Below are 12301 nucleotides of genomic sequence, written 5' to 3' on the forward strand. Positions count from 1 at the left end.
ATCATGAAATTCGGAGCGCTCAAAAGGAAGTGGCGCGGCGGCAGCTTGAAGGCGCGTTTTAACCTCATGCTTGCTTTGCTGTTGGTCATTTCTTATATTCCCATCCTTCCAGGTCTGGATAAGCTCATCTCTCCGGCCTATGCAGCTACCAATATGCGGATTGAACCCAGTGAACTTAACCCGGAATCGGGAAAATCGGTTAAAATCTCCTTTAGCTTCAACGCGGCCGACAACGGTCAGGAGTATCATAAAACGAATATCAGCCTCTGTACTCCGCAGCGGGACGGATCGTCCCCGCTCCTCGGGGATCTGATTAAGAGCGGTGAATATCCAACGAAGCTGAACGGCCAATATATCGTTCATGAGTATGAATGGGACGGGAAAATCGGCGGTGTACCGCTGGATGAAGGGCGTTACAACATCTGTATCTCCCCTGCCGAGTATAACGGTGTTGGCGTGTACTACGGGCAGATCGCCAGCTTTGAAATCCTTGGGGGCGATGAATTGCCTCCTCCGGCAGCTTTGCAGATCAAACCTGCTGCTGCAGGACAATCTGTGGTTTCAGGAACTGCTGAACCAGGGGCCCAGCTGGAAGTGGAACTTTATTATCCGTCCAGTGGGGAAAAACGGCTGTACTCTAATATTGCTGCCAACAGCGCAGGACAATGGAGTGAACAGATCGGGCTAACGCTGGGCAAAGCCGTGCATATCACGGCAAGAGCGAAAGAGGAAGGTAAGTACTCTGGAGTTTCGGAGCCGCTCGCAGTGCTGCGTGCGCCTATGCCTGCTTTTTCACTCAGCTGGGAGGCGCTGGCAGCCTATTATTATAAGCTGGATACTGTTCAGGCCATGCAGGAGAAGGCTCAGGACATTGCAGTATTGAATCAGTCTGCAACCTCTGCGGGAACAATCAGCGGCCTGACCTCCATTCTGCTGGCCAATCCGCAAACCAGCCGGGCTATAAACAGCGGGGATCTGCCGCAGTTTACGGAAGCAGCACTTCAGGATAGGCTGCGGATTGTGAACCCGTCCGGACAGGCACCGGTTGATCCGGCCCGGGGAGATTTTGTCTACTCCAGTGATTCAATCTCGCTGCAGGCGTTGATGCCGCTGCAATTCGGCCTGAACTATTTAAGCCGTGACCCTTATACAGGTGTAAGTGGATTAGGGTGGCATCACAGCTATGAATGGAAGCTGACTGCGGTAGAAGACGGCAAGGTAGAAGTGATGAGCCCGGATGGCTCGCGTTTTGAGTACGTACCTTTGTCGGGAGGAGAGTATCTGACACCGCGCGGCACGGACTGGACGCTGAGTGCTCCGTCAGCAGGGGTGTATACTCTATCATCACCTCAAGGCGATCTCTACCGGTTCAATGCAGAGGGGCTGCTGCAGTCCATTACGGATTTGAACGGGAATAAGATCACTTTTGCTTATCAGGGTACGAAGCTGGCAACGGTCAGTACAGCCGGGGCTTCTCTGAGCTTAAGCTACGACGGAGCAGGAAAGCTGATGACTGCAAGTGATCCAACCGGCCGCCAAATGTCATTTCATTATGACCCGGCCACTGGGGACCTGACCTCGATTACTGATGTGGATGGAGCTATAACCAAGCTTACCTATGATAACAAGCACCATGTGCTTAGTGTTACGGATGCCAAAGGGACCGCCACGATGAGTGTGACCTATGATGACCATCAACGCGTGACCGGCTTTACCGATTTTTACGGGCAGACAAGTTCATCCAGCTATGAAGGGCGCGTAGCTCCAGTAGTTCGGGGAGAGGTGTCTGATGGCGGAGAGACTGGGATAAATCCTGCAAACGGACGGGATATTCCGGACTCGGATGAAGTGATTTTGTCCGGTACGATGCATAATCTTGCCCATGCACCTGCATACCGGCAGGTTGCCGGGCTGAAGCCGCTCATCGCTGACTATCTGGCGGGCAGCATCGGAGCCATCGAGAACAAACGGGATGGCTTCATTACTTCTGCGGTTGCCGCTCCAGGCGGGATTGCTGCCATCCAAAGTGCAATTGCGGCCAGCAGTACATCCCCGGCAGTTGTCAGTTCGGGTCATTTAAATCTTGAAGAAAGCGTAACATTCGGGTCGCCGAACAAGCCTGTGGTGCTGATCGTGGATGGTATGAATACGAACCGGGATATTACCGTGCGTGTGTACGGTACGCTGATTCTGAAGCAGGGACTTAATGCCAATACCAAGCTTGCACTGGATGTGCAGAAGGTTCAAGGTTTGTACGGCAATCTGTGGTCGGGCGGAACGATTCATCTCAACAATGATTCTTCCGTAACTGTGGGGGATACGCTGCAAACGGGCAGTTTGACCTATAACAGCGGCGGGCTGACCATCGATGCACAGCGGATATTGATTGCCGGAGACTTGTCCATTAACACTAGGGTGGAAATGAATATCGCCCAGGAGATGGTCATTGGCGGGATCGTATCCAACAACCAGACGGCGAATCTAACCGTGTCCGGCGGCGATCTGTTCGTTCGTGACAACGTCAGTGTTAACAATAATCTGAATGTGCAGACGGGCGGTCTATTCGTCCTTGGCGGAGACATGACTCCGAACCAGACTCCTGTTGTTCATACGGGAGTGGGAGCAGGCAAGACCATTTTGACCTACTCGGAAAGCGGAGCAAGCGATGTGAATTCCGGGAATGCCAGAACGGTGAGTGCTGCCGGATTGGCCTCTTCCATCGCTACTACTGCGAATAAAACAACGTGGACCAATGCGCTTGATCAAGATACTGCTTATGTATGGAATAATAATTTCCAAGTCGTTCAGCGGCAAGCGGCGAATGGCTCGATCGTTAAATATAGCTATGACAGCAGTGACCGGGTAACCGCGATCACAGACGCTAACGGCAATAAAGAGAAATTGGCATATGACGAGCGCGGCAATGTTACTCAGCTGACAGATGAGAATGGTACTTCAACCCTCACACGTTATAACGCCTTGAACCGTGCGGTTGAGAAGATCGATGCCCTCGGCAACCCTTCCACCTACGATTATGATACCGCAGGCAATCTTGTCACAAGTACGGATGCCCTCGGCAGCACTGTCACCATTGTGAGAGACAGTGCAGGGGTTCCGGTCTCCGTAACCGATGCTGAAGGGCATACCACAGCATATATCAATGATGCTGCCGGGTTCGCACAGGAAATTAAGGACCCGAGCGGATATACGACATTGATTGTGCGTGATACCCTGCACCGCACCACCCAAGTGGCAGATGCCGATGGCAAGCTGCAGGGTGTCGAATATGACAAGAAGGACCGTGCCGTTTCCATAACCAACGCGCTGGGCCAGACAAGCACGGTCACTTTTGACGCAAATGGCAATGTGGAAGAACAAACGGATGAAGCCGGGACAAAGACCGTCAGCTCTTACCAGGTATACCGGTTAAACGGTACGAAGGACGGACTTGAGCATAGTACCAGCAATACGTATGATGCGCTTGGCCGCGTGATAGAGCAAATAGATAAGGCGGGTGAGACAACGGCTTACAGCTACGACAGTGTCGGACAAGTAAAGGAAGTTACCGACGCTGAAGGCGGGAAGAGCACTTATACCTACGACGATAACGGAAATATGCTCACCCGGAAGGATGCCAAGGGTAACCTCACCTCCTACACCTACAGTAAACGCAATGAACTGCTGAGTGTGACCGATCCACTCGATGCCAAGACGAGTTACCGTTATGATGCGGCTGGCAATACCATCAAAGAGACGGATGCGCTGGGCAATAGCACCTATTATGACTACAATGCACTGGGACAACTGGTGAAGGTAACAGATGCGCTACGTGGAGTAACGGAATACCAGTACGACAAGAACGGTAATCAGATTGCCGTCATCGACCCTAATCATTCCATCTGGAAAACCAAATACGACAGCAGAGGTCTGGATGCAGGGACAATCAATCCGCTGAATGAGGAAACGGTCGTAACCCGCAATGCACGCGGACTAATGACTGGTTTCACCGATGCGGCAGGCCAGAAGACCACCTACGAATACGATGATTTGGGACGCAGTACACGGGTACGCAACGCGCTCGGGTACGAAACCTCATATGCTTATGATGCTCAAGGCAATGTAGAGAAGATCGTGGATGCGAATCAGCGTGAAACTGCTTTTACGTATGATCCGCTGGGCCGGTTAACAGATGTGAAGAATGCGGAGGGCAGCACCACCCATTACACCTATGACGCCTCCGGCAACTTGCTGGACAAAACCAATGCCCTGGGAGCAGTGACTTCCTATCACTACGATGCACTGAACCGGGTAATTGAATCAGTGAATCCGCTGCAGGAGAAGACCAGCCTTGCTTACGATAAGAACGGCAACCTGCAGAAGGTTACTGAACCGGACAGTAATACAACCGTATATGCCTATAATAAAGGCAATCAAGTGGAGCAGATTAAGTACGGTAACGATCTTACTGTAAATTACAAATATGACCTCGCGGGACGCCGTGAGTTGATGACAGACAGTACGGGAAACACAAGATATACCTATGACGCACTTAACCGGCCAACGTCGGTCATTGATCCGGACGGCAATAACGTGCGTTATGAATGGACCGCAACCGGACAGCGCAGCAGAGTAATCTATCCGGATAACTCAGTGGTCAACTATGCTTACGATAAGCTGGGCCGCATCAAGCAGGTGACGGATGCGCAGAACCAGACGACCAGCTATCAGTACGATGCAGGCGGCCGACTGACGGAGAAGCTGCTGCCGAACAACGGTCAAAGCACTTATACCTATGACGGGGTTGGACAACTGCTGGAGATGAAGCATCAGGCACCGGGCGGCGCGCTTCTGGAGCAGCTGACCTATGTCTACGATCCGGCAGGGAACAAAATACGTACGGAACGCCAGGAAGGCGGCAGCGATGAGGATAATCCGGCCGGCACACAGCGTCCGGCAGACATCTCGGATTATGCGTACGATGCGCTGAACCAACTGGTTGAAGTACAGAAGCAGAATGGTTCCAAAGTCGTCTATTCCTACGACACCGTAGGCAATCGTCTGGGCAAAGAAACAACTGAATCCGGAATTGCCACCTTGGAGAGCTACACCTACGATGCGGCCAACAAGCTGACCCATTACGAAAAAGGCAGCGACTACAAGGACTACGCCTACGATAAGCGCGGCAATTTGCTGGAAGTCAGCGGGATCGACAGCGAAACGGTTTTGAGCTTGTTCACGGCGAAGGCCAATGCGCAGAAGGTTACAGTGCCGGAAAGTGTCTATTCGGATAAGGAAGTAAAAGGATTGGAAGCAGGCGGGAACATAGACTTAGACGCAGACGTAAATACAAATGCAAATGCAGTTACCAATACAGATGCATTGTCGGAGCTGTTAGATCCGCTGTCATCGATTCCAACTCCATCTTTAAGTCCAGTAGGAACGATTCCAACCGATGCTGAAGGAGCTTCATTATCCGGTCTTCCGGAAGCAGAGCTTGAATCTGGTGTCACGGAAGAGGTATATGGGGCAGATAAAGTCCTGAATCCTGACGCGCTGCTGAAGGTTGCACAGGCTGCAGGCCCTCAGGTGCTGGAGAGCAACCGCTGGGATGCATCGAACCGGCTGATCGGGAATACCAACGCGTACGGCGATATCACCACATACAAGTATGACGGTGACGGGAACCGGGTCTCCATGCGGACCACCATTGGTGATGGTGCAATTCAGGATGCCTATCTCTCAAGCAATCCTGCCGGGAACCGGGATGGCTGGGAGCCGCAATATAAGAAGCGGCAGATTGATATTTATTTTACCAATGACATCACCATGAGCATTCCACAGCCTCTTATGGCAACCGGAGCTGACGGCCAGAACTGGAAGCAGTCCTACGTCTACGGAGCCGGTGAAGAACGGATCAGCATGAGTTATCTGGTCAGCGGAGACGAGAGTAATGATTGGGAACCGGCTGATGGAGCCAGTGGTGCAGGAGCGGCGGCTGTAGCGCCGAAGACACTCTATTATCTGAGTGATGCACAGGGCAGCGTGATTGGCCTGGAAGGCCAGGACGGCAGCGTGTCAACACGGTACCGTTACGACGAATTCGGCGTAGCCGAAAACCCGGAGAAATTCGACCTGAACTGGTCCGGTCCAGACAACTTGTTCGGCTACACCAGCCTGGGCTATGATTACTACAGCAGCTATTCCCATGCGCAGGCGCGGGATTTTGACTCTCGTATTGGCCGGTTTATTAGTGAGGATACGTATGAAGGGGAACTGGATGATCCGCTGAGTTTTAATTTGTATACGTATGTGGAGAATAATCCGTTGAGGTATACAGATCCTAGCGGGAATATGGCATGGGAACCCTATAATGTCAAGCAGCTAAGAATCATAGTGGATGAAGCTAGGGTGAAATCTAAATTCAGTACAACCAATAAGAATTATCAGGTGTACAAGGATTTCATATGGAATCACTACAACTTTGCTTCTTTCATGAAGAAAAACCAGTACAATTACTTATATGGATTGTTAACGGGAACAAGTGCCTACACGAACAGTGCCGGTAATGCAGGCTGGGCGAGAGAAGAGTTAATACGAGCGTATTATGAATCAGTAGAGGCAGAGTATGTCGCAGCTATGGCGATGGGATTTGCTACAAACGTCAGTATGCGTGGCAGTGTAGGCAACCAGAATAAGACGAAGAGCAAATCTTCATCTGGATGTAATTGCTTTGTAGCGGGTACTAAGGTTCAAACAGACGAAGGGGAGAAAAATATCGAAGACATTGAGGTCGGAGATAAGGTTCTTTCCAAGGATGAAGAGAGTGGAGAGCAGGCTTATAAGGAAGTCAAACATCTGTATCGAAATGACAAGGAAATCATCTATGAACTTACAATAGGCAACCAGGTCATTGAGACAACCGACAATCATCCTTTCTGGGTTGAAGGAAAAGGTTGGGTGCTTGCGGCTGACTTGCAGGCTGGGGATAAGCTACAGCAAAGCAACGGAAATATCTTAATGATTGACAATATCAAGATAGTCAAGCATGATAACCCAGTTAAGGTATACAACTTTACGGTTGCTAATTTCCATACCTATTTTGTAAGTGATTTGGGGATTTGGGTTCATAATACTGGTTGTGATGTAATGAGAGTCTGGGATTTAGAGGGAACGGGCGATGCAATATCAAAGAAGAATCTAAAAGACATTACTGAGAATATGAAAAAGAACGGATGGGTTGGCGACCCAATAGAGATATATCAAATGAATGGTAAAAACTTTATTGTAAATGGACATCATAGGGCTAAAGCTGCAAGGCAAGCAGGCATTGAGAATGTACCAGTTAAAATGTTAACAGAGCAGCAACTCAGAGACATTTATAAGAAAACTCCAGATCAGTTGCTTAATGATTATTATTACGGAAGGTGATTGTAATGGGTTTAGAATCATACAACTTGTTATTAGTTCCACATGACTCCCAAGTTACTATTGAAGATGATATTGTTGACTATGTGGGAGGGAAAAGAACCCCTTTTTCCAAAGCAGTTGAAGCTATTTTATCTATAAAAGGGATTCGAGCATATGTGCCACCCGATATAACAGTAAGGAAAAAGGCGGAATGTTATTATGTTTATTCAGATGTTAAAACTATTGTTGAGATCGAAATAAACGCCGGATTAGTTGAAAAGGAAGGTATAGAGGAAATTTCGGTACGTTTTGCGGTAACTAGCAATGAAGAAACATTTGAAGTGGCTGTATTTATTTGCAAGGTTTTGAATGAGCAGCTACGAATGAAAACTATTGATATGCGCCTGAAAGAGGAAATAGACTTAACAAACGACTTTCAAATAAGAAGGAGTCAGAAAGCGTTTGAGCAAAAAAAGCGGAGGTTTTACGAAATGTACTCTCTGCCCTATAATTGCATTACTGAACCTATGAACTGTGGAAAAGCATTTTTTGAAGCATTAAGGGGCAAGTAATTTGATATCGAAATAGAACTACTATAATAACCGACCTTGGGGCGACAATTCTCAAGGTCTTTCTTTTCCCCCACCCAGTGCCGAATGAACTGGGGTAGAAGTTATAACAGCCCACAATGATTATTATAATTGAGGTGTTTCAATGAAACTTAGGCATGTTCTTTTAGAAGTATATTGTGAAAACAATACTTCTCGACCTTCTTTGTGTTGAAAAGATAGAATAGGTAACCCTGGATATCATTGTTTATCTGAGAATTGTCCGAATGTTAGTTATACGTATGCTCCGCATGAACTTGCTTACTCAGGAGAATTTGGGGTAGTACCCGACTCAAAAGCATGGATTGGATTAGGAGGCGAAATGTTCCCTGTTGACAAAGATGAAAATATGGAAGTTGAATTCAAAGAATTATGGGAACGTATATGTAGGCAGAAAATTCAGGAAGCCTACGAGGAGTACATGAAACAAGTTGATGAATATGAAAATAATATATTTAGTTTTTATTGTAGACAGATTACATTTGAAGTTTTAGTGTAATGTTCATTTTTGCCAAATTACTCAGAATTCCTTGACTGTGAATAGAGCCTTAGCAGTCTATTGCACCAAATTCAAAACAAAGCAGTAGGCGTAGGACGAAATATTTCAGTACATTGAATTTTTTATAACCACAAATGAATTCAGGGTGCTGTTCTATTCGAATGGGAGGGGAAGTATGGTGAAGATAGCTATAAACGTTGACCGGCAACTGGATGAAGAGACCTATCATTTAGTGGAAGGCCTTGCAAAAACAAGAAGAATGAAAAGAGATGTCAAGATACTTTCTAGTATGGTTCCAGATAAAGATATGGGGGTTGACGGCGAATTTTATTATAATCCATTAGATTTTCCAGAGTCTGGACAGAGCGTAGATCCATCCGTTGTTGATTATAATGCTCCGCCCAGTTGTCAACCGGACCTCTGGTTGCATTGGAAACCAACCAAAGATCGTAAGCAAATCATATGGACCTCCAGTGAACAAACGGTAAATATTGTGGAATGGCTGGTTTATTTGGTTCAAAAGGTCTTTGGGCCCAAAGGTTACTCCTTGAGTGGAGATGCACAAGTAACCGGGTCTATAAGGATCAGGATAGAGAACAATGAGATATTTGTAAACGACAGAGCTATAAACGCCATGGAAATTTTGATGAACATTATAGTGTCCAATATGAGGATGGATTTGAATACATCGGTTTTACCTGGACGAATACTTAAGATGGAGATGTCTCCTGGTGAGAAATGGGCTATCGAGGTCGAAGACACCCGTTCCGAAGTGAGGACTGTATTGTCTTCAGTTGAGAACGAGATTACTTTGGTACAGCAGTGTAATGATGTTTTATTCAGTTATTCTGGCCATCTCCAATTAGATAGTGAGGCTATTGAAATTCATTGGAGTGATGACGGCAGTAGATCCGCGGTTTTCCTGAACGGTTTTCTTGTGACTGTTTATGACTTGGCAAACCAAAGAATGATCAAATCCACGCTGAACGGAGGTGAGTTGATTCCAGTTCCTGCAAAGTGTTTTGTAAAGGGTATTATTGGAAATATAGGACAAGTAATCAGTATAAACATACGCACAAATCGATAAGGGATTTTTAATATATTCTATGCCTAGATAATGTGTATGTACCAATGGAGGAAGAGTACGCGGCTGAAATGACTGGAAAGTGGGGTGGATTCTATGAGTGATGAAATTCAATTAGAAAAGGAAATATCAACTCTCATATTAAATATTCTTCTGTATATAAGAACGAATAGGGAGTTGCCGGAAGAAAGTATAAGAGAGCTACTGGGTTTTTTAGAGGCACTAAGAAAATTCACTAAAGGAAGACATGAAATATCTAAACCTTTGGCGTATCAATTGTTCTACCTTTACACAACAGGTGTAAGTCAAGCTGCTCATAACAAGGATTCAGATAGTACTATACTTACGGAGTTATACATGGGCATTGTTGCCGTATTTAGTGATATTCTTTATCAATAATCAAATTTGCTAGATAGATTGAACTTAAAACTTGGATGATCAAATTTATCATTGACAAAATAATTTATTTATGCTATAATTTACATATCCGAATTTAACGTTTATAATAAGATTCTCCTGGCCAGGGGGAGTCTTATTTTTGTTTATGCGGAGGGTGATTGTATGAAGACAAATGAGTCCAGTGTAACTTCCTTAATCTCAGCATTTGGTCGAGCCTATCATAGTAAATATGACACACCCAAAATTTTCGATGATTTTATTGCCAAAGATTTAATTACGGCCAAAGAATTTGCAGACATCAGCGAGAATATGATCCAAGGCATATCCTTTTTTAACCAGGAGATTGCTCAAAAATATCAAGAGGACCCGGATGAAATTTTAAAATGGATTACACAAGTCCAGCTTTCTCCAACGCCTTTAGCACGGGCAGCATACTGTGAACAAGTATTCCTGAATGAAGCGATACTCGGATTAAAACAGTATGTTATCCTTGGAGCCGGGCTAGATACCTTTTGTTTCCGGCATCCAGAATTGGAAAACAAAGTGGAAATCTTCGAACTGGATCATCCGGCTACACAGGAGTTGAAGAGGAAGAGGTTGGAAGAAGCTAATTTAACGATCCCTATTAATCTTCATTTTGTTCCTATGGATTTTACTAAACAGTTTTCTTATCAGCATCTGATAGAGGCGGGATTTGACAGCACAAAAACGTTCTTTAGTCTCTTGGGAGTTTCTTATTATTTAACGAAAGAGGAAATTTCGAACCTGATCCATCATTTATTTGCCAACGTCCCGTCAGGCAGCTCAATAGTCCTTGATTATGCAGACGACAGACTGTTTGAAGAAAAAGGGAGTTCTAATAGAGTAGAAAATATGGTGAAAATGGCTTCGGTAGCCGGAGAGCCTATGAAATCAGGCTTCGCGTATGCGGAAATGGAGAAGCTGCTGGAGAGCGCAGGCTTACTAATCTACGAGCATCTATCACCGGCTGAGATCAATGACCGTTTCTTCAGTCACCGGACGGATTATTTGTCTGCTTTTGAGACGATTCATTATCTCCATGCGATAAAAAAATAATTGATCAATGACCGCAGGCTTAGGAAAGAGACCGCATTCCTTGGGATTGCGGTCTCTTTCTATATGTCCAGCTGAATAGTTAACTCATGATCCCCCCCAGGGTTTGACAAAATGCTAAATCATTAAGTACATTTTATTTATTCCGACTGTTCAGTATAAATAAAACAAGCAAGGAGAACATATGCCCAAACTAGGGATGGAACCCACTCGCCGGGCTGAGGTTATCATACCTGACGATCGAAGCGGAAATTGCAAACACCATGACAGCCAGGGATATGCTCGATGTTACACTGAAGTATATCTTACCGCCAGCCCGTAATGACACGGGAGAGCAGATTAATGTATCGCAGCTGGATGGAATTGAAAAGATGCATATTCCGTATTCAGCTCAAGGCAGGCTGTTTATTCAGTTTTTTTCGAAAGCTGTCTTGGACCGTAATTTACAGGAAGTTGTGTCCAGCAGTTATCTGGCTGATGTCCATGCATCGCAAAGATCTTTGATTACGGCAACAAGGCGGGACAAATGACTGTAGAGGATGCGCAAAGCGCTGCCTATGGGCTGCTGGCTATGGTAGTAGGACTAAGCTTCTTCAGAGTAGCGGACATACCGCCAAGCCGCAGCGAAGACAACCGGTACATTTGCGAGGAGTATGTCAGAAGGTTCACCAAGCATTGAATATGCAATCTTAGGAGGACAATTATGAATGTAGCAAAGGTAGAAGCAGGTGGCGTAGATATTGCTGTTGTGAGCAGCAGCGATGTATTAATTGGGGATGTGCAGTCAGCGCTGGATTTTATAGCTACCGTACGATATGAAACGGACTGTGACCGTATCGTTCTGAACCAATCCAATGTAAGCGACAGCTTTTTCGACTTGAAAACACGCCTGGCTGGCGAGATCCTGCAGAAGTTCATTAATTATCAAGTGAAGCTTGCGCTGGTTGGTGATTTTTCCGTGTATAACAGCCAAAGCCTTAAAGATTTCATCTATGAATGTAACCATGGGAATGACTTCTTATTCATGCCAACCGAACAACAAGCGATTCAAAAGTTAAGCACGCTGAAGTAAAAGATAGATCGGAAGTGGAGTCAGAGGTTGTGGAGCAACCTGCCCCGCCGCAGTCACCCTACGTTTTTCATTGACGATCTCGGATTTCGTATTCCCAGATCCTAAAAAAGGCGGAAACCCCCCCTAGAAATAAATCGGACAACCATAGTGTCTCCAAT

Annotated in this window: 7 protein-coding genes and 2 pseudogenes; all 9 read left to right on the forward strand. The window is 46.2% G+C overall.

Features of this window, described 5'->3' with window-relative positions; translation table 11 throughout:
- Positions 1–3 precede the first annotated feature (3 nt).
- Positions 4–7428: a polymorphic toxin-type HINT domain-containing protein gene (locus AC3WT9_RS29895; RefSeq protein ID WP_492408519.1), complete on the forward strand. Its 7425-nt coding sequence runs from the start codon at positions 4–6 to the stop codon at positions 7426–7428.
- 5 nt (positions 7429–7433) lie between these two features.
- On the forward strand, positions 7434–7979 hold the full coding sequence (locus tag AC3WT9_RS29900) for a hypothetical protein (RefSeq protein WP_038589198.1): 546 nt from the start codon (positions 7434–7436) through the stop codon (positions 7977–7979).
- A gap of 358 nt (positions 7980–8337) precedes the next feature.
- Positions 8338–8514: a hypothetical protein gene (locus tag AC3WT9_RS29905; RefSeq protein ID WP_341091609.1), complete on the forward strand. Its 177-nt coding sequence runs from the start codon at positions 8338–8340 to the stop codon at positions 8512–8514.
- Positions 8515–8689: 175 nt separating this feature from the next.
- Positions 8690–9601 (forward strand): hypothetical protein, encoded by a 912-nt coding sequence (locus tag AC3WT9_RS29910; protein ID WP_341378087.1) that lies wholly within the window; start codon positions 8690–8692, stop codon positions 9599–9601.
- 93 nt (positions 9602–9694) lie between these two features.
- Positions 9695–9997, forward strand: coding sequence for a hypothetical protein (locus AC3WT9_RS29915; protein ID WP_341091613.1), 303 nt, complete (start codon positions 9695–9697; stop codon positions 9995–9997).
- Positions 9998–10159: 162 nt separating this feature from the next.
- Positions 10160–11074 (forward strand): class I SAM-dependent methyltransferase, encoded by a 915-nt coding sequence (locus AC3WT9_RS29920; protein WP_341091615.1) that lies wholly within the window; start codon positions 10160–10162, stop codon positions 11072–11074.
- A 230-nt stretch (positions 11075–11304) separates the two neighbouring features.
- Positions 11305–11750 (forward strand): annotated as a pseudogene (locus AC3WT9_RS29925) (TetR family transcriptional regulator C-terminal domain-containing protein); the annotation flags it as partial.
- Positions 11751–11774: 24 nt separating this feature from the next.
- Positions 11775–12143 carry a DUF4180 domain-containing protein gene (locus tag AC3WT9_RS29930; RefSeq protein WP_341091616.1) on the forward strand — a complete coding sequence of 123 codons (369 nt, stop codon included), beginning with the start codon at positions 11775–11777 and terminating at the stop codon, positions 12141–12143.
- Between the two features lie 22 nt (positions 12144–12165).
- A pseudogene (locus AC3WT9_RS29935) lies at positions 12166–12248 on the forward strand (formylglycine-generating enzyme family protein); the annotation flags it as partial.
- Between the last annotated feature and the right edge of the window lie 53 nt (positions 12249–12301).

The sequence above is a fragment of the Paenibacillus sp. EB106-06-01-XG199 genome, assembly GCF_058791575.1.

What these genes read in the sequence shown, in the direction of transcription:
- AC3WT9_RS29905 (WP_341091609.1), top strand. Translation starts at nt 8,338, where the DNA reads ATGTTCCCTGTTGACAAAGATGAAAATATGGAAGTTGAATTCAAAGAA.
- AC3WT9_RS29915 (WP_341091613.1), top strand. Translation starts at nt 9,695, where the DNA reads ATGAGTGATGAAATTCAATTAGAAAAGGAAATATCAACTCTCATATTA.
- AC3WT9_RS29930 (WP_341091616.1), top strand. Translation starts at nt 11,775, where the DNA reads ATGAATGTAGCAAAGGTAGAAGCAGGTGGCGTAGATATTGCTGTTGTG.
- AC3WT9_RS29900 (WP_038589198.1), top strand. Translation starts at nt 7,434, where the DNA reads ATGGGTTTAGAATCATACAACTTGTTATTAGTTCCACATGACTCCCAA.
- AC3WT9_RS29895 (WP_492408519.1), top strand. Translation starts at nt 4, where the DNA reads ATGAAATTCGGAGCGCTCAAAAGGAAGTGGCGCGGCGGCAGCTTGAAG.
- AC3WT9_RS29910 (WP_341378087.1), top strand. Translation starts at nt 8,690, where the DNA reads ATGGTGAAGATAGCTATAAACGTTGACCGGCAACTGGATGAAGAGACC.
- AC3WT9_RS29920 (WP_341091615.1), top strand. Translation starts at nt 10,160, where the DNA reads ATGAAGACAAATGAGTCCAGTGTAACTTCCTTAATCTCAGCATTTGGT.